Here is a 21,200-nt window from a genome sequence, read left to right on the forward strand (position 1 = left end):
ATATATCACCTGCCAACTTGATAAGTACCCATAGAAAATAAGTTGAAACGTTGTTCACAACTGTATTGAAGGTCGTTGAACTGAGTGGGAAAACTTTAAGGGCATTTTATTTGTACATAATACTTTTTAACAAAATAAATTTTTAAAACTTTTAAATCAATTGTCCTACATATATAATTAGAGTTAATATATTAAACATAGATGTTTATTAATAGGGGTGAGTGTATGTACTTAGCATGGAATGAAATACGTAGAAATAAGCTGAAATTCGGACTAATTATTGGGATTTTAGTTATGGTTAGTTACCTTTTATTCTTTTTATCCGGGTTGGCGAACGGGTTAATTAATATGAACCGAGAAGGTATAGATAAGTGGCATGCAGATGCCATTATTTTAAATAAAGATGCCAATAAGACAGTAGCACAGTCAGTGATTGATAAAAAAGAAGTAGATGGAAATTTTAAAAAAGAAGCATATTTAACACAAACAGGAGTTATTGTTTCCAATGCTAAGGAAAAAGAAAATGCACTGTTGTTTGGCGTTGCATCTAAATCCTTTTTAATGCCTAAATTAATTTCTGGTCATGCTTTTAAGGAAAATAATGAAGTCGTTGCAGACAAAACTTTAAAGGAAAAAGGATTCAAATTAGGTGATAAGTTAACGTTGTCTCAGTCAGATGAATCCTTGACCATCGTTGGCTTTAGTGAAAGTGCTAAGTATAATGCTTCTCCGGTGCTGTTTTCTAATGCTCAAACAATGGAGAAGATAAATCCTATGTTTAATGAGGATAAGACAAATGCAGTAGTAATTAAAGATGAAAATTGGAAAGAGCAAGATTTAAGTAATAATTTAGAAGCAGTTGCCATTTCAGATTTTGTGGAATCATTACCAGGGTACCAAGCACAGAATACGACGTTGAATTTTATGATTGTCTTCTTGTTTATTATTTCTGCAGCTGTAATAGGTATTTTCTTGTATGTAATTACGCTACAAAAAACGAGTTTATTTGGTGTACTTAAGGCACAAGGTTTTACTAATGGCTATTTAGCTAGAGTCGTTTTAGCACAAACGTTTATTATCGCCCTTATAGGCACTGTTATAGGTTTAGTACTTACATTAATTACAGGTGCTTTTATACCAGCAGCTGTTCCTGTCGCGTTTAATGCACTAACATTGATTCTTTTTGGAATAGGATTGATTTTAGTATCTATTGTTGGCAGTTTATTTTCAATATTGACAGTTCGAAAAGTAGATCCATTGAAAGCTATAGGCTAAAGGAGTGATTAAAATGTTAGAGTTTAAAAAGGTTACAAAATCTTTTAAAGACGGTGATAGGACCATTGAAGCTGTAAAATCTACAGATTTAACTTTTCATAAAGGGGAAGTGGTAGGTATTGTTGGCCCTTCTGGTTCAGGGAAGAGTACTTTCCTTACTATGGCAGGCGCTTTACAGACACCGACTTCCGGTAGAATCATTATAAATAGCAAAGATATTACTGAAATGAATCAAAAACAATTGTCTCAATCGAGAATGGCGGAAATTGGTTTCATTTTACAAGCAACCAATTTAGTACCATTTTTAACGGTAAAACAACAATTTGTATTATTAAAAAAACATAGCAACCAAGTATTAAAAGATAATACATTACGTGAACTCATGGACAAGCTTGGCTTATCAACTATCAAAAATAAATTACCCAATGAAATTTCTGGGGGACAAAAGCAACGTGTAGCGATTGTCAAAGCGCTTTATACAAATCCAAGTATCATCCTAGCAGACGAACCCACGGCTTCTTTAGATACTGATAATGCTTTAGAAGTAATGAATATCTTAAAACAACAAACAAAAGATTTAAATAAAGTGTGTCTCGTTGTGACACATGATGAAAGATTAAAAAGTTATTGCGATAAAGTTTATACTATGGAAGATGGCAAACTGAGTTTAGAAACTGTTGAAAGATAATCTACAAAATCACCTTATTAACGATTTATAAGTTAGTGAGGTGGTTTTATTTTGTATGAGGTTCTAATAAACAGAAGTGAACAGACCGATATAGGTCACTGTGCCGGGAGTGTTAATAGATAAATAATAGTATCTGTATAATGATAATTAATTCAAATAGTTTTCTAATATTAACCTAGAGTTAACTCTAGAGTGTACACTTTTTTGCATCGGGTAATATTAACTAGAGTTAAATGACATATAGTTAACATTTTTGATCTTCATATAAAATATAAAGGTGGAATGCTGATATGTGTGAAAAATGCCAAACACGTGTGATACAAGCCGTAACTTCAGATTATGAATCATTTGAAACAAATATAATTACAAGAAGAGAATTAAGAGAAGACGATATAGCAATTGATATTAAATATTGTGGGATTTGTCATTCGGATATTCACGTGGTAGATAATGATTTTGGTAGTGCAAATTTCCCGATAGTACCAGGACATGAAATTACTGGTGTTGTGTCAGCAGTAGGTAGTGATGTAACCAAATTTAAAGTTGGAGATCGTGTTGGCGTAGGTTGTTTTGTCGATTCATGTGGGGTGTGTGAACATTGCCAAAATGGTGATGAACAATTCTGTATAGAAGGTGTAGTTGTCGTCTTTAACAGTAAAGGTTACGATGGCGAACTTACTTATGGTGGTTACGCTAATGATATTGTTGTTAAAGATCATTTTGTAATTGGTATTCCAGATACATTGGACTTGGATGTGGCTAGTCCACTTCTATGCGCGGGCGTGACTACTTATAATCCTATGAAAAAATGGAATGTAGGTCCTGGAAAGAAAGTTGGCATTATTGGAATGGGTGGACTTGGTCATTTAGCAGTCCAATTTGCACATAAAATGGGAGCCGAAGTAACAGTACTGGGTCATTCTAAAGGTAAGAATGAAGAAGCCAAAAGATTTGGTGCGGATGCCTATGAATTAACAACTGAAGTTGAAACTTTTAATAAATTAAAAGGTAAATTTGATTTTATATTAAATACAGTAGCGGTAAGTTTAGATGTTGATGCCTATGTTAGCTTATTAAAAGTAAATGGTGCGATGGTTTATGTTGGACTCGCTGGCGAACCGCAAACATTCCATGTAGGCAGTTTATTTGGAAAACAAGCTATATTAACAGCGTCAAATGTAGGTGGTATAGCGATTACTGAAGAAATGATACAATTTGCAGCCGATAATCAAGTTCTACCGATGATTGAAACAATTCAAGCCAATCCTAAAGCAGTTCAAGAGGCATATAACCGTATATTAGCAAGTGATGTAAGATATCGTTTTGTTATAGATATGGAAATATTATAAAAATATAAGATAAAAGCGCCTACTTCTAATGATAGAAGTGGGTGTTTTTTATATTAAAAAACAACTGAAATATATATTATAAAATTTCGAATATAAAATTTACATAATATTAATAAAACGACTTATTATATTAACTAATTATTAACATTTTATTTATATAATAAAATATAAGAAGGTAAAGGAGGGGCTAATGTGAAGAAAAGTAAATTGAAATTTTTAACAACAGGGGCAGCGAGTTTATTGCTCATGTTATCATTCGGAATGCCAACAAATAGTGTAGAAGCGAGTGCACCAGGTGGCGAGCCAAATACACAAACTGAAAGTACACAGCAAGAAAATAAGGGAATCAAAATTTTAAAAAATAAACCAGAGGTAGCACCAGTACCTGAAAAGAACAACCCTAATCGAATTATTACTAATTTTAATGGTGACACTAAGAATAAGATGGGATTCAATTGGTATACTACGGATAAATTTAAAGATGCAAAAGTATGGGTCTCGGAAACGGGTGATTTTAGTGACGCAAAATCATTTGATGCAAAAGCTAAGAAAGTAAAGTCGAAGTACATAGAAAGAGATAAGAATGGGAACTTTATATTTGCTGACATAGAAAAAGATGATGAAGGTAAGGCAATTAAAGATGAAAATGGGAAAGAAAAAGTGAACGGCTATTATACTGATAAAAACGCTAGTGGCCCTGAATGGACACGTGGTGACATGCAAGGTAAATCAGAAATGACAAATGTTGAAGAGTATAATTATAAAGCTAAAGCTAAAAATTTGAAACCGAACACCAAGTATTACTATAAAGTCGGTAGTGAAAATGGTCCTCAAAGTGAAGTAGGCCAATTTCAAACATCTGGAGATAAAGGCGATCCATTTAAGTTTGTCCAATACACAGATACTCAAAATGCCTATTGGAACGAACATGTAAGAAATGAAGCGCAGTTTGGTGCAGATACTTTGAACCAAGCCATCAACACTGCAGGAAATCCTAATTTTGCTTTACATACAGGAGATTATGTAGAAACAGCGCAAGTCGAAGATGAATGGTTAGATTTATATGAACAATCAAGACCATCATTCATGTCTTTACCTATAGCTACTGCAGCAGGTAACCATGATGAATACGCATTAAATGAAGAAGATGATAAATTATTAAATGCATATAATAACCATGTCAATGTACCAAAAGAAAATAACGCTGTAAATGGAGGATCGTATTATTCATTTGATTACAATGGTGCACATATGGTTGTAGCGAATACGAATGATAATAAAAAATCAAAAGATAATCCAGATGAAAAAGCAATTGGTAAAGAACAAATGAAATGGATTAAAGAAGATATCAAGAAGGCTAAAGCAAATGGAGCGAACTGGGTTGTCTTGAATCTTCACAAACCAATGTATTCTAAATCTTATCATGCACTATCAGATGAAGATGTCCGTAAGATAAGAAAAGAATTAACGAAACAAATTGATGAATTAGATGTAGATTTAGTACTACAAGGTCATGACCATGTGTTATCTCGTACACATCCTTTAGAACACACATCTACTAAGAATAGTTTTGTTAATGCGAAACGAGAAGATGCGTCTCAAGTTCTAGGTAAAGATAATGTAGAATACTATGATAATCCTAAAGGTTCAGTTTATGTATTACCTAATACAGGTGGCACAAAAGCTTATGATAATTTATATGACAGATCCTTAGAGCATATTAAAAAAGTACGTCCAGAGTTGAGTAATTTAACGCAAAAACAACTGGATCACTATAACAGTTTGTTTGCATTAGGTAATCAACCACATAAATCTAAAGCATTTAAAGACAGTCATGAAAATAACCGTGATGCTTCAGAGCAAAACTTCTCTGTATATGAAGTAGAAGGCGATAAACTTAAAGTTAAAATTTATCAGCTATATGGAGACATCAGTAAAGGTGAACAACGCGAAGTTAAATTAGTAGACGAATTCGGAATTTTAAAAGATAAAGCACCTCAAAAATAGTCATGTGTGTTAAATCATATACGAGATTGGTTTGGTATGACATTACCATGCTAATCTCGTATATTCATATATTATAAGGAGTTTTGACATGAAAAGCGTAATTTATAGTTTGCTATCATTGGGTATCATACTTTCTGCTACGGGTTGTCAGAGTCAACAACATCATGAAAAATCAGAAAAAGATACACAAGCAGCACATCAGAAAAAAGAAACCAAATCATTTACAAAGGCACAAAGACAGCAGCTTAAAAAAGACGTATTAAATATATCTGATCAAGTAGCTAAAAAGCAAGGTTTAGCTGTGTCGAATCGTTATTTAAGCAACGGAAGTTATACTAATAGTGATTTTTACGGTTTAACGAATGACGGAGAAATTCAAGTCATTGATAATAAAAAACCCGGTACCAAGCATTTTAAAATACATAACCTAGTGGGAGTTTCAATGTACACATCAAATAATAAAACTAAAGGATATGATGAAGCGGCAAAGCAGCTCTCAAATATTGAGGGATACCAATCTGTTGCAAACATGGAACAACCCATTAAAAAGTATTTGTTCGCAGACAACGGTAAAGTATATTATTATGCTTTTCAATCGGACGAATCTGTGACGCTATCTAGTGGTTTTTCATATAAAGACTATAATGACAAAGATCCAAACTTAAAGCCGAATGTCATTTTCAAAGAAACGAAAAATAAAACGTTGAAGAAAGAATGGAAAAAAATATTGGAGAAATCTAAAGATTGATAAGACCAGTCTAAAACAATGAAGTGCTCATCAAAACGTTACGTTTGATGAGTTTTTTTGTCGTTCATAGCAAAATATATCACCACTTGTATTAAAATTATTACCGTTAATCTATGCTATATTTAAAAAAAGCATCGCATTTGATTTAATATTAGTTAGGGAGGGTAACTTGATGAAATTGAAAGTAAACATCGATTCCAATTTAACAGAAAATGCTGTCTACATTGATGCCATTGAGATGTCTAGTGATATTAATTGTTTAATACAGTATGTTCAATCAATTGATGCTACAAAGGTATTAATTGGTAAATTAGGCGACCATATTTATCGCGTGAATTTATCTGAAGTTTATAGGTTTTTTACTGAAAACAAAGTTGTAAAAATGGAGACAGAGACAAAAAAATTTGTGCTTAATAAAAGACTTTATGAAATTGAAGCAATCATCAATCATCATTTCATAAAGATATCTAAATCAGAAATTATTAATATACACTATCTTGATCACCTTTCAATGACGACCACAGGTCAAATTAAAATTTTTTTCAAAAATGATATTGTCACTTATTCATCTAGACGTTACCTAAAATCTATAAAAGAGAGGTTGGAATTATGATAAGAATTTTTAAGGGTGTTTCAGTAGGGTGGTTTATAGGTATAGTGATTTCTATTTTCTTTTCGTTCTTGGCGAAAGATGGATGTTATCATCCAGTTAGCAGTTCTTCATACATGGGTGAAATTTATGAAAAGCATTTAAATGCCCTACAAATTTTTGTTATTGCGTTGTTAATATGGGCAGCAATAGGAATTATATTTGCTTTTGCTAGCATGATTTTTTCTCACACTGACATGAATATTACTCAGGCAACAATAACGCATTTTTTAGTGATTTTATTTTTATTTTTTCCAATGGCTATACTGGCAGGCTGGTTTCCTTTGAAAATATATAGTCTTCTTAGTTTTGTAATTATATTTCTCACTCTTTATTTTATTATATGGTTTATTGCTCGATCAAAAAATCAAAAAACTATCGATAATATTAATAATAAATTGCATAATCTTAAATAAAAGGACATGCATGTACAATGAAAACTAATTGTACGTCCATGTCTTTTTTTTATCCAATTATTCAACGAAACGACAATAAGCGCTTAATATAAACTCAGTAAAATTATTCTTCCACAATAAATTGATGATCTGATAAATCACGGACTGCGTTGTCTAATATTTTTTCAGTATGGGCAGAGATCGTATGTAAGTGCATACCATCAGTTAAGTTTGCGATCATTTTACCTTTATATTTGTCCATACGTTCTAAAAATTGTTGTAAATCTTTATGCGTTTCTATCATTAAGTCGGCTTTTAATGTGCCATATACGGGATGTTCAATGGATACATCATCAATCATTGCCCCATTATCGAGTATGATTTGCAGTTCTTCAGCCATAGATTCTTGAGCATGTTGGCAAACGATGATGCGTTTGTAGCCTTTACCTTGGGGTGCTATATCGATATGATAACCCTTGCTCGTAGCATTGATATTATAGTGATGCGACTTCAGTATTGAAATATCTTTAACGATAATTTGACGAGAAACATCAAATTGTTCACTTAATTGTTTACCGCTAATAGGTTGTTGTGAAGCGGTAAGTAATTGTACGATTTGGCTTCTACGTTGATCAGGTGTTTCCATAACAATCTCTCCTTAAATAATCATTGCTAAATGGTTAAAGCAACTATCAATGTCTGCAATCGTATTGTTTTTAGAAAATGACAGACGCATATATTGGTCTAACGCATCATGAGCTATTGTATTTATTTTAACCTGTAAACCCTCACTTAACAACATACCATGCCCACAAGCAGTTCCTGTAGAGATACAAATATTTTTACTCGAAAGTGACTGCATGATATATTGCGCCTCAAATTTAGGAGATAATAATGCCAGTATATGAGAGGATTCCTTATTGAATCGAATAGGAGAAAAATTCAAAGCTTGTGCGCGTTTAAGTGCATGCGTCTTTAATTGAACCATATGTTTCAAGTCAGTTGTCATAGATAAAGCTTTAGTCATTGCCACAATACTTGGAGTATCTAGTGTGCCATTTTGTGTGAACTGTTCATGAAAATAATGACTATTTAATGGTTTTACATATTCATGGCTAATTAATAAAGTCCCCACGCCTTTCGTACCATGAAATTTATGACTTGAAAATGCATAAGAGGTAAACATAGATATATCTATGTCAGGTAACTTGTTTACAGCTTGGACACCGTCAACATGAATAGGTATACAATATTGTTGCGCGTATTTAGCAATAGTATCTACTGGTAAAATATATCCGGTTTCGGAATTAACATGCTGCATAATAATCAAAGCAATGTCACCGTTCAATAAAGCTTGTGTTTGATTAATATCAATTTCTCCCTCGTCATTAAGTGGAGTAAATATGATGGTAAATTGATCTTTAAAAGACTCTAGTGCTGAGAAAATAGAAGGATGTTCAAATGGTGACACTAATATTTTGGATCTTGTGCTATAAGTTAAATAGCTATGTATGGCAATTTCATTACCATGGGAACCACTACGTGTAAAAATGACTTCTTTTTCAGTATTGAAATAAGATTTTAAATAGTTTCTACAATCTCTCAAGAGATAATCTACATGATTTCCCCCAGTATGTAAGCTTTCACTATTATAAAATGCATTGTGCTGTGTTTGCTGATAGATATCGAGTACTACCTTATCAGGTTGAGTTGTCGCTGCATTGTCTAAATAAATCATTGTTTTTTACCCCCACTTGTAATATACAGTAATTTGTGTAAATATAGTTGTAAACTAAATGTTAACATATATGTAAAGTTAGGTGTAAATTTGAAGAAAATTATTGTAATTGGTTCAGGTATTGCCGCATTGTCATTTGTACATGCACTTCATAAAGACATTCAAATTATATGTATGACAAAAGACACTTTGAAACAAAATAATAGTCATTTGGCACAAGGGGGCGTTTGTTTTTCCAATCAAGAAAAGGATTTAGCTAGATTACATGTTGAAGATACATTTATGTCTGGGCACAAATTAGGTGATGAGTATATTATTCAAGAAATGATACAGCATAGTCATGTGTGTATCCAACAACTAATAGATGAAGGTATGAATTTTGATAAACGGATTGATGGAGAAACCTTGGCATTAGCAATGGAAGGGGCACATTCAAAGCCGCGTATTGTACATGCTGGTGGAGATCAAACAGGGCAATACATCATGAAACATTTAATACAAGCAGTTAAAGATAAGGCTGTCACATTTTATGAAGAAACTGAAGTTGTGGATTTATTACGAGATGATAATGGTGAAGTTTCAGGTGTGTTAGCCATTGATAAAAATAATCATCAAATAGTAGTTCAAGGTGATGAAATTGTTTTAGCATCCGGAGGTTATAGTAATTTATTCCAAACACATTCGAGTGCTTCAAACACTTTAAGTACAGGGCATTTAATAGCACTACATCATGGGATCCCACTAAGACATATGGAAATGATTCAATTTCATCCAACTTTATTAGGTACATCCACGCAAACATTTGGTTTAGTATCTGAAGCAGTACGGGGCGATGGAGGTAAGTTAGTTAATGAATATGGAAAGCAATTTATGGATGAAGTACATCCATTGGCAAGTCTAGCGCCAAGAGATATTACCAGTAGAACCATATTTCACCAACAGCGTTTGGGTCATACATGCATGATTGATATTAAACCTATTGAAGACTTCTCCAAAAAATTTCCCGGGATATACCGCAACGTTATAACATACTTTCCGGATGAATATAAATCGCAACGAATTCCTGTTTCGTGTGGGGCGCATTATACGATGGGAGGAATTAAGGCGAATATTGATGGCACAACGTCACTGGCGCATGTATATGCCATTGGTGAAGTCAGTAATACGAATTTTCATGGTGCGAATCGTTTAGCAAGTAACTCATTATTGGAAGGTCTAGTGATGGGACAACGGTGTGCGGCCATCGTAAATAACTTGCCGATACGTCAAAAATCAAGATGTCAGCCGTCTCAACTTCGAATTCCAAAAATTGATCAAAGACTATATGAACAATTAATCTCACAGAGCTTTGACAAATTAGGTATAGAAAGAGATGGGCAATCTATGAAGCGCTATTTGAAAGAGCTTCAGCAATGCCTTATGGAACATACAATAGTAGAAGACTTCACACGAGAGGATTGGCAAAAATATGCCAGACTAAAAACTTTGGAAATTGTATGTATGTCAGCTGTAAATAGAACAGAATCAAGAGGAGCACATTATCGTATAGATTATCCAAAGCGCAATAAAAATTTTCAAAATATTGATATTGAAATAGAAATGGGGGCAGCATTACGTGTTAAACAAATTAAACGTTCAAGAGAAACTCAAGCAATTTTACATAGAGGATAATCATTATGGAGATCTCGCTACAAGTATTTTTGATGTACAGCAATGTGGAACGTTAACGATTGTATCTAAAGCAGAAGGTATATTTTGTGGAACTATCATTATTAATGAAAGTTTTAAATTAATTGAACCTAGTATTCATATTGATCTATTAGTGGAAGATGGTGATACAATTCAGCAAGGTCAAACGCTAGCGATAGTACAAGGGCATGTACAAACGTTACTTACAATGGAACGTATCACTTTAAATTTAATTCAACGTATGTCTGGTATTGCTACGATGACAAATGAAATTGTCAGCAAGGTTAGACACACGGGCGTCCAAATTGTAGATACTAGAAAGACTACACCAGGGTTAGGCATGTTTGAAAAGTATGCTGTACAAGTTGGTGGTGGGTATAATCATCGACGTACATTAAATGACGGCATTATGTTGAAAGATAACCATATTGCCTATAGTGAATCATTATCACAAGCGGTGCTTAAAGCAAAGACAATGATGGGGCCTATGGATAAGATAGAAGTAGAAATTGAGACGCTTGAAGCACTGGATGAAGCGATTCAAGTAGGCGTAGATATCATCATGTTTGATAATAGATCTCCTTCTTGGATTCAGCAATACATCACCCGCGTGCCTTCTAATATTAAGACAGAAGCTTCTGGCAATATTAATATTAATAATGTCATAGATTATGCAAATACAGGTGTCAATTATATTTCGATTGGTGCCATTTTTTATACACAACGTGCATTAGATATATCAGCAAAGGTGGTCATGTAATGTTTAATCCTATATTAGAAGATGCTCAAGCTTTACCAGAAAAATATGTTAATATGTCAGAAACTGAATTAATCGACAAAATAAAGGCGATTAAAGAAACGTTAGGGTCTAGGTTGTTTATGCCAACGCATCATTATCAAAAGGATGAAGTTGCACAGTTTGCAGATGTAATGGGCGACTCATTGGAATTGGCTAGAATATGTAAGGAAAACACTGAAGCGGAGTATTTCATATTTAATGGTGTGCATTTTATGGCTGAAACTGCAGATATATTAACCAATGACAATCAACATATTTATTTACCTGATTTATCTGCGGGTTGTTCCATGGCAGATATGGCAAATATTGAACAAGCTTTATACGGGTACAAAGTCCTTACCGAGCGATTAGGTGATGATATATTACCATTAACATACGTCAACTCTACAGCTGCTATTAAAAAGTTTGTTGGTGAAAATGGGGGATCATGCGTTACTAGTGGTAACGCTGATAGTGTTATTCAGTGGGCACTTGATCAAGGATCCAAAATTTTATTTTTACCGGATCAACATTTAGGCAGAAATACCGCTTATAAATTGGGGATCGATTTAGATGCAATGGCTGTTTGGAACCCTATTACTAAGGAACTAGAATATGACGGCGATGAAGAGAACATTAGTATTATCTTATGGAAAGGGCACTGCTCTGTACATGAAAAATTTTATCCTGCGCATATTGATTATGCCCGCGAGCGTGATCCAGAAGTAAATGTTATCGTTCATCCAGAATGCACCTTTGAGGTCGTTGAAAAAGCGGATTATGCAGGGTCAACAAAATATATTATTGATACCATTAAGCATGCTCCCAAAGGAAGTAAATGGGTGATTGGTACAGAGATGAACTTGGTTCATCGATTGAAGCAAACCTATACAGACATTGAAATAGAGTCATTGAATCGGTTGATGTGTTCATGTTTGACAATGAATCGGATAGACTTACCCCATCTTGCGTGGTGTCTAGATAAAATACAACAGGGTAATCATGATAATATTATTAAAGTAGATGCAGCTACAACATATTATGCTAAACAATCTTTAGAGCGCATGTTAGCTATAACATAAGTAATGAATATATAAAGATAGAATAAAGAAAGGCCCTTAAACAACATTCAAACTTGTTTAAGGGCTTTATTTATTTTGTGACACTTTTAATATGAATAAGATGTAGTTTTGTCAGGTTGTGTAATTTCTAAATCTGTTAATGACGTGTTATAACTAGCGTGAAATTGTTCTAAAATATGCATTAAACTCTCATGCATGCGTTCAATTTGTGTTTCATTGAGAAAAGCTGTTTTAAAGTCATAATCAACGTCTAATACATCTGAATTAATTCTGTTATGAAGGTGTACTTTTAAAGTGTTACCCATTGCGTCGTTGGATAACCATTCGTGGCTGAATCCTTTGTTGTCTAGTGCCTTATCACGTTGTTGATTTTGATATGAGACGAAACAGGAACTTAACCCCTTGGCATGTTTATTGTCAGCAAGAATTTTAAGGAATGGGTATCTTTTATGTTTCATTAACCTGAAATTTTCCTGACGAATCATTTCGAGGTATATACCCACTGACGCATTGTAGTCTATATCTATGACGAAAGGCAACAATCTGGCAAATTGACCACAAATTGATTTTTCTTGATAAGTATTTCTATTATGAAATAACAAACTGATAGCATTATTGTTTGTATTCGTCGTATATCCCATATATAAATGTAGTAAAGATGAGAATAATGTACTCACACCGATAGAAAAGTCATCACAAATTTTATAAAGCATGCTTGCTCTATCTTTATTTAATTGATGTGATGAGCGAGATGCTGTGATGGGTGTCTCAGCTGTCGGAATCGGAAAGGCGCTCTGTTCATAGTTTGATAATTTATTTAACCAATAGGCACGGTCACGTTCAAAGCGTGGTGACAATTGATATTGTTCATCTATTTTTACTGTTTCAAGGTAACTGTGATAATTGATTTGTGTTTCATAGCCGGTAAGCTGTTTCATTATAAAATGATTTGTAATAGCCATGCTCCAACCATCTGAAATTAAATGATGGTGAAGTAGCATTATAGTATATTGATTGTTTGCGTTTTTAATAATTTTAAAGTCATAAAGTGGTTGATTATAATCAAACACACATCTATGTCTCTGTTCATTTAAATAGTTTTCATAATGTGTATAATCACTAAATTCAATTAATGGAAATTCTTGAAATTGAAATGCTGTTATATACTGTTTTGTGATTTGATGAGAATTATCAATGCGTAATCTATAAGCGTCATAATTTTCAATAAGTTGATTTAAACTTTCGTTAATAGCATTGTAAGTATAGTCGCCATCAATGTGAAGTAAAGTTAAAATATTATTGATGTTAGTATTTGGAACCAATAAATCCATGATAATATTCTCTTCTTGTGCATAAGTAAGTCCTTCTAAAGACATTTAAGCCCTCCTGTAAAAATCATTTAAAAGAATCTACTTAGTATATTATATTTTCTTAAAAAAATAAACACACTTTTATAATACCCTTTTATAAAAAGAGTAAAACAAGAAAATAATAATTTTATTAAAGTTTATTGAATGTTTTATTAAGAATTTTAATTTTTTGTGTAGTTACGTTCGAATGGTGGTGGGTGGCACGTTGCGTCATTTATTTAGAGCGATTTTAAAGGGGATAGGTTTAAACTATACATTTTAGACAAGAAGTAAATCGTACATAGTTGTTATAATTATTAGATTTGACTATAGAAAAGAGGGTAAACAACTAGAAATATTAATTGTAAGCGCTTACTGTGGTGGCGTCTTTTAAATATAGCTTCAAAGGAGAATGCTTAATGAAGGATAAAGTGATTTTGGTAACAGGCGGTAGTAGTGGTATGGGGAAAGCAATGGCTCAACGATTTGCGAAAGAAGGTGCCAAGGTCGTAATAACGGGACGTACTTTAGAACGGTTAGAGATGACAAAAAAAGAGATTGAACAGTATGAGGGACAAGTACTATGCATTGATATGGACGTACGGGATTCTGAAAGAGTGCAGTATACTATAGAAGAAACGATTAAAAAATTTGGCAAGATTGATGGTTTAGTTAATAACGCGGCTGGTAATTTTATTTGTCCTGCAGAGGATTTATCTATTAATGGATGGAATTCTGTAATTGATATTGTATTGAATGGCACTTGGAATTGTACACAAGCAGTGGGTAAGCTATGGATTAAAAATGGTCAAAAAGGGCGTATCCTCAATATGGTAGCAACATATGCGTGGAGAGCTGGTCCTGGTGTTGTTCATTCAGCGAGTGCCAAAGCAGGTGTATTAGCTATGACAAGAACACTTGCTGTGGAATGGGGATCAAAATATGGTATTTGTGTGAATGCTATTGCACCAGGTCCGATTGAAAACACTGGTGGCGCCCAGAAACTAACGTTATCAGAAACAGCCCGTCAACAAACACTTGAAAGTATACCAATAGGAAGAATGGGACGAACTGAAGAAATAGCAGGTCTAGCACGGTTTCTATTTTCTGATGATGCAGACTTTATTAATGGTGAATGTATTACGATGGATGGCGGACAGTGGCTAAACCAGAATGCATTTTAAATAAAAAGATATTTCCTTTACTTCCTATAAGAGAAGTTGCAATAGGCAAAGTTAATTATAAAAAAGCATCTTTGGTACTATTAATATATTACAAAGGTGCGATTTGTCGTGCCTTTATTACAAAGAATTACATATAATTTTGTGCGTTTACCGAATTATAGACCTCCATAGCAGTTTTTTTGATTATTACAGACTGAGTTATTAAGTTATAACATGTCATTTGAGTGTAATGAAGTGGCTGTTATTTTCACCTCACTGTAACCTGCTAGGGTTTTATAGGTGTTATAGTGAATCTAGCAAATTAATCATAAAACTAATTACCTTATAGGAGGATTTTTTAATAATGAAAAAAACAGTAATCGCGTCAACGTTAGCAGTAGGTCTAGGAGTAACAGGAGCAGCATCAGCAGGAAATGCAGCAGACGCTTCAGAACAAGGTGTAGATAAAGCACAATTAGCACAACAAGCACAATCAAATTCAAGCCAATTAAATGAATCAGCTATCCAAGATGGTTCATATAACTATAATTTTAGTCAAGATGGTGTAAACTATAACTTCAAATCAGATGGTGAAAACTTTAGCTGGAGTTACGGTGAAGGTTCAAATACTTCATCTAACCAATCTACAGATAATAGTTCACAACAAGCTTCAGGGGAACAAGCACAACAATCAGCTCCACAACAAACAGAACAAGCACAACAACCACAACAAGAAGCGGCACCACAAACAGAACAAACTGAACAGCCACAACAAGCATCAACTTCAACACAGTCATCAAATGAATCAAGTGAAGCTTCGGAAGGTTCATCAGTAAATGTTAACTCTCATTTAAAACAAATTGCAGAACGTGAATCTGGTGGCGATCTTAAAGCAGTTAATCCATCATCAGGTGCAGCAGGTAAATACCAATTCTTACAAAGCACTTGGGATTCAGTAGCACCTGACGAATATAAAGGTCAATCACCAACTGAAGCACCAGAATCAGTACAAGACCAAGCAGCAGTAGATTTATATAACTCAGCAGGTGCATCACAATGGGTTACTGCATAATCTAAAAAATGAATTATTATAAAATAAAGTGTTTCATCCCCGCCTCGATATAGAGGCGGGTTTTTTATAGCGTATAAAAAATAAGTTATGGTATAGATTTCCGAGGAAATAAAGTAGCATTAAATGTTGTAGCTATAATCTATCATAAATAAACGTATTAAGAGTTAAGCGTTTATTTAAATCTAAAAAAGTGAATATTAAATGAGGATAGATATGTTTTTAAATATTTAATTATAGAGAAAAGGTGATTGAAATGGATGTGAAATTCCCTATTGGACCTTTAGAAGTTCCAGAGGTAGTAACTTTAGACAATGTTCAATATTGGTTAGGAGAAATAAATACATATACTGACCAATTAAGAGAGACAGTAGATACCTTGAATGATGTAGACTTGACTAAAACATATCGTGAAGGTAGCTGGACAGTTCGTCAACTTGTACACCATATTGCAGATTCGCAATTAAATATGTATCAGCGTTTAAAGCTAGCTTTAACGGAGAATAATCCGACAATAACTACGTTTGATCAAGAAAAGTGGGCAATTCAACCTGACACTGCCTTGCCTGTAGAAAGTTCGATTAAATTGTTAGAAGGTTTAAATAATCGAATTGTAGCGTTAGGAAATAGTTTGAATGAATCAGATTTACATCGAATATTTACGCTTGAGGGTAGTGGTGAAATTTCAGTTGCTAAAAAAATAGCCAAATTAGCTTGGCATGAAGCACACCATCTAGCACATATTAAAATAGCATTATCAAAATAAAAGTAAGCTGCCTAAGATAAAGCGTTTTAGGCGGCTTACTTTGTTGTAAAACAATAATAATTACTTGTAAAATACATATTCAAAAAATAGTTTGCATCAAATGTTTTTAAAAAATGAAATATCTATTTAAAAAAGTATAAATACGGATTTTTCGTAACTTGTTACACTTGTGTTACAGTGGAATACAACGTAATTTATGTAATTAAAGCTTACATGAAAGTATTTGAATCGCTTTTTGCCAAGAAAAGCATTATTTTTCTTGTCATTAGGATGTAAAGAAAGACTTGTTTTTTTCACCTGCCTGTAACCTACAACTCATTTTTAGGTGTTATAGTAAATCTAGCAAATTAATCGAACGACTAATTATCTTATTTGGGAGGACTTTTTAATAATGAAAAAAGCAGTAATCGTATCAACGTTAGCAGTAGGACTTGGGGTAACAGCAGGAGCAGCAGGAAATTCAGCGGATGCTTCAGAAACAGGGATTAATGAGGCACAATTAGCGCAACAAGCACAAACAAATTCAAGCCAATTAAATGCATCACCTATTCAAGAAGGTGCATATAACTATAACTTTAATGTAGATGGTGTTAATTATCACTTTGAATCAGACGGTCAAAACTTTAGCTGGGGCTTTGGTGGAGATGCTAATGGTTCAGTAGAACAATCTACAGATAACAGTGAACAAGCTCAACAAACAGAACAACCACAACAAGAAGCGGCACCACAACAAGAAGCGGCACCACAACAAGAAGCGGCACCACAACAAGAAGCGGCACCACAAACAGCAGAAACACAACAACCACAACAAGAAGCGACTACAACTCAATCAAGTCAAGCTTCAGAAGGTTCATCAGTAAATGTTAACGCTCATTTACAACAAATCGCTCAACGTGAATCAGGTGGCGATCTTAAAGCTGTAAACCCTTCATCAGGTGCAGCAGGTAAATACCAATTCTTACAAAGTACATGGGATTCAGTAGCACCTGCAGAATATAAAGGTGTATCACCAACTGAAGCACCAGAATCAGTACAAGACCAAGCAGCAGTAGATTTATACAACTCAGCTGGTGCATCACAATGGGTTACTGCATAATTTAAAAAGCAGTATTTACTTAATATAAAAGACATAAGATACCCCTATTTCTATTTTAGAGATAGGGGGTTTTTTGTGTTAACTTAGTTAAATAAATATATATCACTTTGGATTCATTTTACTCAATTTTTTACTACCCATAAATAACATTGATAAATAAAAATGTTGCTATTGATAAGCATATAGATGTAATAATGACAGCGACTAATGGTTTGAACGCACGATTTTTTAAATCTTTAAATGATACATTTAAGCCTAAAGCTACCATAGCCATAAGTAAGCTCAGCGTAGTGATGATATTGATTACTTGCATCAATACTGCGGGTATATCAACATAAGTATGAATAAAAGCCATTACCACAAATCCTATTAAGAAATAGGGGATATCAATTCGTTGTGGTCTTGTAGACGTTTTTGATTTTAAATTCATTACAATAATCAAAATAATACTTAATGGTATTAATAAGAACACACGACCAAGTTTGCCTAATAAACCGAGCTCTAATGCTGTTTGACCTGAGTAGTCTGCGGCAAGAATAACGTGGGCTATTTCATGTAAGCTAATACCTGACCATATACCGTAAACTTGTGGGGAAATTGTAAAAATAGAATATATCAGTGTATAAGCCAGTGAAAATACAGTGCCAATTAGAGCAATAATACCAATACTTATTGCGGAATCTTTTTCACGAGATTTCAAGATAGGCGAAACAGCTGCAACGGCAGCAGCACCGCACACAGCAGTACCTATACCTAAAAGTAACACTAAGTGTTTGTCACCTTTTAAAAATATGTTAATTACAAATATAAATGCAATGGTCAAAATGATGACGCCAATATCTATAAATAGTAAGCCGCTACCTTGGCCAATAACATCATAAATATTTAATTTTAGACCGTATAAAATAATAGCGAATTTCAATAATCGTTTAGAAGAGAAAGTAATACCCTGACGGTACTTTTCTGGATAACCTTTAAAATGTCTATATATAATCGCAATTAATATTGCTATAGATAAGGCGCCAACTTTATCTAATATTGGTAACTTTGTAACTAATAAACTAATGATCGCAATCATAAATGTAAATAATAGGCCAATGACGAATGATTTATTTTTAAAAGTTATCACGGTTATCTCCTCCTTATATTGAAAGTCTAGCACCATATTTCTATAACGAGAAATAAATATTTGGTATGTAACCCATAACAAAATTGTTATAATATGAGAGATAATAATGAGGAGGTATGACTTGTGGATCCATTTAAAGTGTTAACTGAAGTAGTAAAGGCGCAAAGTTTCACTAAAGCTGCTGAGAATTTATACACATCTCAACCATCTATCAGTCGAGATATTAAACGACTTGAAACACAATATGATGTAAAAATATTCGAGTTTAGACATGCACAATTAACATTAACAAATGATGGTAAAAAGTTATTTCAATATGCATTGCAACGTGCACATTTAGAAGAAGCACTATGGCATGATTTAAAAATGAAGCCAAATACAATTTCAGGCGAGATTACAATAGGAAGTAGTTTCACCTATGGAGAATATCGATTATCTCAACACCTTACAGATTTAGCAGAGAGATATCCCGAACTATACATCCATGTACACTTAGATAATTCAGAATCAATGATACAAAATATTAAAAACAACATTATTGATTTAGGGATTATTGAAAAAGAAATTCATGATCATATGATACACAGTACACGTATTGCGAAAGATGAAATGGTGTTAATTCATAAAAAAACAAAATCAGTGCTTACAGATACGTGTTTTATTCGTGAAAGAGGTTCCGGTACGCGTGTCTATCAAGAAATTGGCTTATCACAGTTACAATTACATCCGAACTTAGTAGAAATTAATAATACGAGTTTAATTAAGCATATGGTTCATTCAGGGAATGGGTTCGCTATTGTTTCAAAAACAACGCTTACACCATACGATTTTGAAAAGTTAGATGTTCAACCATTAAACATAGAACGTTATTTTTATTTACTGACACATAAAAATAAATATATAGATACAAATTTAAAAATTTTAATTGAAAATTTGAAGAAGGATTATTAACTCTAGAGTCAACGATAGGAGAGATTGCTAGTTATTACTATAAATTGATAAGAACTATAAATCAGCTATACAAAGAAAACGGATTTGGAATTTTAAATATAGGGAATCAATATAGGGCAAATAAAATTAAAATGCATTACTGTTGACTCGGTCTGAACTCGAGGGTGTATGATAAAACGAGATAAAGGAAGTGAGAATTTGCTTATATCAGAAGTAAGTAAAAAAATGGAAATAAGTATAGATACACTTCGTTATTATGAAAAAATTGGGATCATTCCACAAATTTCTAGAACAAATGGTGGTGTCAGAAATTATACTGAAGATGATTTGAATTGGATTAATTTAGCGAAATGTATGAGACAGTCTGGACTTTCAATCGAGGCATTGGCACATTACTTAGAGCTCTTTCAGCAAGGTGAAGATACTCAAGCGGAGCGACTGGCCATATTATCAGAGCAAAGAGAAACGGTATTAAATACAATACAACAAATGAATGATACTTTAGAGCTTCTCAATAAAAAGATAGATAATTATGAAACAGTTTTAAAGCCAAGGGAAGAAGCGCTTAGACAATGATTGATACATCGCGTATCATAGTATTTAAAATAGATACAAGAATATTTTAAATAGAAATCACCTGGAATCTAGGTAGTAAAATTATATTAGATAACAAATTAATATTAAAAAAAGCCAAATGCATTTTAGCATTTGACTTGTCTGTGTGCTAAACCAACATATTATTATGTTGGTTTTATTTAGCTATAAGCGCGGTTAATTCACCTTTAAAGACAATATCATCGTCTTGATTAAATGTCGATAAACGCACAGTTAATAGACCACTGTCTGGTTTGATAGAATGTTTATCTATGACTTTAATAACAACATGTAAAGAATCATTGGGAAAGACGGGTTTAATAAATTTAATATTATTCATTTGTGTTCCAGCAATGATGTCTTCACCATATTTTTTGGTTTCAACCCATAATTTAAAAGAAAGTGAAAGGGTATGTATACCAGAAGCAATAATCCCTTTAAAGCGACCTTGCTCAGCTTTTTCTTTATCTATATGTATATATTGTGGATCAAATTCGCTGGCAAATTCATGAATATCTTTATCTGTCACTTTATAATCGTTGGTTGTAAATGTATCTCCAATTGAGAATTCATCAAATTTCATAATAAGTACCTCACTTGTTAATATTTAAAAAATTATACTATAAATATTTTCGCACTACATAAGAAGTAGATAGGAAAGAGAACAAGCTTTATAGCACTAATA

At 33.2% G+C, this 21,200-nt stretch carries 21 protein-coding genes; 16 read left to right on the top strand and 5 right to left on the bottom strand.

Annotated elements, in window-relative coordinates:
• The first annotated feature begins 225 nt into the window (after positions 1 to 225).
• The 7 genes from PYW31_RS00455 to PYW31_RS00485 all read left to right on the top strand — a co-directional run bounded on the left by PYW31_RS00455 (position 226) and on the right by PYW31_RS00485 (position 7,132).
• Positions 226 to 1,275 carry an ABC transporter permease gene (locus PYW31_RS00455; RefSeq protein WP_046837602.1) on the top strand — a complete coding sequence of 350 codons (1,050 nt, stop codon included), beginning with the start codon at positions 226 to 228 and terminating at the stop codon, positions 1,273 to 1,275.
• 13 nt (positions 1,276 to 1,288) lie between these two features.
• A complete protein-coding gene (locus PYW31_RS00460) occupies positions 1,289 to 1,963 on the top strand; it encodes an ABC transporter ATP-binding protein (protein ID WP_046837601.1) in 675 nt (224 codons plus the stop codon).
• A gap of 290 nt (positions 1,964 to 2,253) precedes the next feature.
• Positions 2,254 to 3,312 (top strand): NAD(P)-dependent alcohol dehydrogenase, encoded by a 1,059-nt coding sequence (locus PYW31_RS00465; protein ID WP_046837600.1) that lies wholly within the window; start codon positions 2,254 to 2,256, stop codon positions 3,310 to 3,312.
• Between the two features lie 246 nt (positions 3,313 to 3,558).
• The gene (locus tag PYW31_RS00470; RefSeq protein WP_046837673.1) at positions 3,559 to 5,319 is read left to right on the top strand and encodes a purple acid phosphatase family protein; all 1,761 of its coding nucleotides are present in this window, start codon (positions 3,559 to 3,561) and stop codon (positions 5,317 to 5,319) included.
• Positions 5,320 to 5,407: 88 nt separating this feature from the next.
• Positions 5,408 to 6,067 (top strand): hypothetical protein, encoded by a 660-nt coding sequence (locus PYW31_RS00475; protein ID WP_046837599.1) that lies wholly within the window; start codon positions 5,408 to 5,410, stop codon positions 6,065 to 6,067.
• A 172-nt stretch (positions 6,068 to 6,239) separates the two neighbouring features.
• Positions 6,240 to 6,680, top strand: coding sequence for a LytTR family DNA-binding domain-containing protein (locus tag PYW31_RS00480; RefSeq protein WP_046837598.1), 441 nt, complete (start codon positions 6,240 to 6,242; stop codon positions 6,678 to 6,680).
• Complete coding sequence (locus PYW31_RS00485) at positions 6,677 to 7,132, top strand: DUF3021 domain-containing protein (RefSeq protein WP_046837597.1); 456 nt, start codon at positions 6,677 to 6,679, stop codon at positions 7,130 to 7,132. Before PYW31_RS00480 ends, PYW31_RS00485 begins: the two co-directional genes overlap by 4 nt.
• A gap of 103 nt (positions 7,133 to 7,235) precedes the next feature.
• Here PYW31_RS00485 and PYW31_RS00490 read toward each other — a convergent pair whose 3' ends face one another.
• Both PYW31_RS00490 and PYW31_RS00495 read right to left on the bottom strand, forming a co-directional pair.
• Positions 7,236 to 7,757: a transcription repressor NadR gene (locus tag PYW31_RS00490; protein ID WP_046837596.1), complete on the bottom strand. Its 522-nt coding sequence runs from the start codon at positions 7,755 to 7,757 to the stop codon at positions 7,236 to 7,238.
• 12 nt (positions 7,758 to 7,769) lie between these two features.
• Positions 7,770 to 8,849, bottom strand: a complete 1,080-nt coding sequence (locus PYW31_RS00495; RefSeq protein ID WP_046837595.1) for a cysteine desulfurase family protein — start codon at positions 8,847 to 8,849, stop codon at positions 7,770 to 7,772.
• Positions 8,850 to 8,939: 90 nt separating this feature from the next.
• Here PYW31_RS00495 and PYW31_RS00500 point away from each other — a divergent pair, with 90 nt between their 5' ends.
• Genes PYW31_RS00500 through nadA form a run of 3 tightly spaced genes read left to right on the top strand, consistent with a single transcriptional unit; the run spans position 8,940 to position 12,398 of the window.
• Entirely contained in the window at positions 8,940 to 10,520 is a 1,581-nt protein-coding gene (locus tag PYW31_RS00500) for an L-aspartate oxidase (protein ID WP_046837594.1), read from the top strand.
• Positions 10,465 to 11,298: a carboxylating nicotinate-nucleotide diphosphorylase gene (gene nadC, locus PYW31_RS00505; RefSeq protein WP_046837593.1), complete on the top strand. Its 834-nt coding sequence runs from the start codon at positions 10,465 to 10,467 to the stop codon at positions 11,296 to 11,298. Before PYW31_RS00500 ends, nadC begins: the two co-directional genes overlap by 56 nt.
• On the top strand, positions 11,298 to 12,398 hold the full coding sequence (gene nadA, locus PYW31_RS00510; RefSeq protein WP_046837592.1) for a quinolinate synthase NadA: 1,101 nt from the start codon (positions 11,298 to 11,300) through the stop codon (positions 12,396 to 12,398). Before nadC ends, nadA begins: the two co-directional genes overlap by 1 nt.
• Before the next feature lie 86 nt (positions 12,399 to 12,484).
• Here the strand turns inward: nadA and PYW31_RS00515 are convergent, their stop codons facing one another.
• Entirely contained in the window at positions 12,485 to 13,774 is a 1,290-nt protein-coding gene (locus PYW31_RS00515; RefSeq protein ID WP_046837591.1) for a condensation domain-containing protein, read from the bottom strand.
• Between the two features lie 392 nt (positions 13,775 to 14,166).
• Here PYW31_RS00515 and fadH point away from each other — a divergent pair, with 392 nt between their 5' ends.
• From fadH to PYW31_RS00535, 4 genes are all read left to right on the top strand, one after another.
• Positions 14,167 to 14,931 (top strand): 2,4-dienoyl-CoA reductase, encoded by a 765-nt coding sequence (gene fadH, locus PYW31_RS00520; protein ID WP_046837590.1) that lies wholly within the window; start codon positions 14,167 to 14,169, stop codon positions 14,929 to 14,931.
• Between the two features lie 343 nt (positions 14,932 to 15,274).
• Positions 15,275 to 15,982 (top strand): transglycosylase family protein, encoded by a 708-nt coding sequence (locus PYW31_RS00525; RefSeq protein ID WP_046837589.1) that lies wholly within the window; start codon positions 15,275 to 15,277, stop codon positions 15,980 to 15,982.
• 253 nt (positions 15,983 to 16,235) lie between these two features.
• Positions 16,236 to 16,745, top strand: coding sequence for a YfiT family bacillithiol transferase (locus PYW31_RS00530; RefSeq protein ID WP_046838003.1), 510 nt, complete (start codon positions 16,236 to 16,238; stop codon positions 16,743 to 16,745).
• A 391-nt stretch (positions 16,746 to 17,136) separates the two neighbouring features.
• Entirely contained in the window at positions 17,137 to 17,841 is a 705-nt protein-coding gene (locus tag PYW31_RS00535; RefSeq protein WP_046838004.1) for a transglycosylase family protein, read from the top strand.
• 133 nt (positions 17,842 to 17,974) lie between these two features.
• On the opposite strand, the gene PYW31_RS00540 is transcribed toward PYW31_RS00535, so the two are convergent.
• A complete protein-coding gene (locus PYW31_RS00540; RefSeq protein ID WP_046838005.1) occupies positions 17,975 to 18,970 on the bottom strand; it encodes a YeiH family protein in 996 nt (331 codons plus the stop codon).
• A gap of 123 nt (positions 18,971 to 19,093) precedes the next feature.
• Here PYW31_RS00540 and PYW31_RS00545 point away from each other — a divergent pair, with 123 nt between their 5' ends.
• Together PYW31_RS00545 and PYW31_RS00550 are read left to right on the top strand one after the other, a co-directional pair.
• Positions 19,094 to 19,921, top strand: a complete 828-nt coding sequence (locus PYW31_RS00545) for a LysR family transcriptional regulator (RefSeq protein WP_046838006.1) — start codon at positions 19,094 to 19,096, stop codon at positions 19,919 to 19,921.
• A gap of 168 nt (positions 19,922 to 20,089) precedes the next feature.
• A complete protein-coding gene (locus PYW31_RS00550; RefSeq protein ID WP_232772333.1) occupies positions 20,090 to 20,497 on the top strand; it encodes a MerR family transcriptional regulator in 408 nt (135 codons plus the stop codon).
• A 175-nt stretch (positions 20,498 to 20,672) separates the two neighbouring features.
• Here the strand turns inward: PYW31_RS00550 and PYW31_RS00555 are convergent, their stop codons facing one another.
• A complete protein-coding gene (locus PYW31_RS00555) occupies positions 20,673 to 21,098 on the bottom strand; it encodes a MaoC family dehydratase (protein WP_046838008.1) in 426 nt (141 codons plus the stop codon).
• Between the last annotated feature and the right edge of the window lie 102 nt (positions 21,099 to 21,200).

Origin of the sequence: Staphylococcus succinus (assembly GCF_029024945.1) — a bacterium.
Taxonomy (GTDB): domain Bacteria; phylum Bacillota; class Bacilli; order Staphylococcales; family Staphylococcaceae; genus Staphylococcus; species Staphylococcus succinus.

Coding starts and splice junctions, on each gene's coding strand:
- PYW31_RS00495 (WP_046837595.1), bottom strand. CDS start 8,849: ATGATTTATTTAGACAATGCAGCGACAACTCAACCTGATAAGGTAGTA.
- PYW31_RS00480 (WP_046837598.1), top strand. CDS start 6,240: ATGAAATTGAAAGTAAACATCGATTCCAATTTAACAGAAAATGCTGTC.
- PYW31_RS00475 (WP_046837599.1), top strand. CDS start 5,408: ATGAAAAGCGTAATTTATAGTTTGCTATCATTGGGTATCATACTTTCT.
- PYW31_RS00470 (WP_046837673.1), top strand. CDS start 3,559: ATGTTATCATTCGGAATGCCAACAAATAGTGTAGAAGCGAGTGCACCA.
- PYW31_RS00465 (WP_046837600.1), top strand. CDS start 2,254: ATGTGTGAAAAATGCCAAACACGTGTGATACAAGCCGTAACTTCAGAT.
- PYW31_RS00555 (WP_046838008.1), bottom strand. CDS start 21,098: ATGAAATTTGATGAATTCTCAATTGGAGATACATTTACAACCAACGAT.
- PYW31_RS00485 (WP_046837597.1), top strand. CDS start 6,677: ATGATAAGAATTTTTAAGGGTGTTTCAGTAGGGTGGTTTATAGGTATA.
- PYW31_RS00525 (WP_046837589.1), top strand. CDS start 15,275: ATGAAAAAAACAGTAATCGCGTCAACGTTAGCAGTAGGTCTAGGAGTA.
- PYW31_RS00455 (WP_046837602.1), top strand. CDS start 226: ATGTACTTAGCATGGAATGAAATACGTAGAAATAAGCTGAAATTCGGA.
- PYW31_RS00550 (WP_232772333.1), top strand. CDS start 20,090: ATGATAAAACGAGATAAAGGAAGTGAGAATTTGCTTATATCAGAAGTA.
- nadA (WP_046837592.1), top strand. CDS start 11,298: ATGTTTAATCCTATATTAGAAGATGCTCAAGCTTTACCAGAAAAATAT.
- PYW31_RS00535 (WP_046838004.1), top strand. CDS start 17,137: ATGAAAAAAGCAGTAATCGTATCAACGTTAGCAGTAGGACTTGGGGTA.
- PYW31_RS00530 (WP_046838003.1), top strand. CDS start 16,236: ATGGATGTGAAATTCCCTATTGGACCTTTAGAAGTTCCAGAGGTAGTA.
- PYW31_RS00490 (WP_046837596.1), bottom strand. CDS start 7,757: ATGGAAACACCTGATCAACGTAGAAGCCAAATCGTACAATTACTTACC.
- fadH (WP_046837590.1), top strand. CDS start 14,167: ATGAAGGATAAAGTGATTTTGGTAACAGGCGGTAGTAGTGGTATGGGG.
- PYW31_RS00460 (WP_046837601.1), top strand. CDS start 1,289: ATGTTAGAGTTTAAAAAGGTTACAAAATCTTTTAAAGACGGTGATAGG.
- PYW31_RS00515 (WP_046837591.1), bottom strand. CDS start 13,774: ATGTCTTTAGAAGGACTTACTTATGCACAAGAAGAGAATATTATCATG.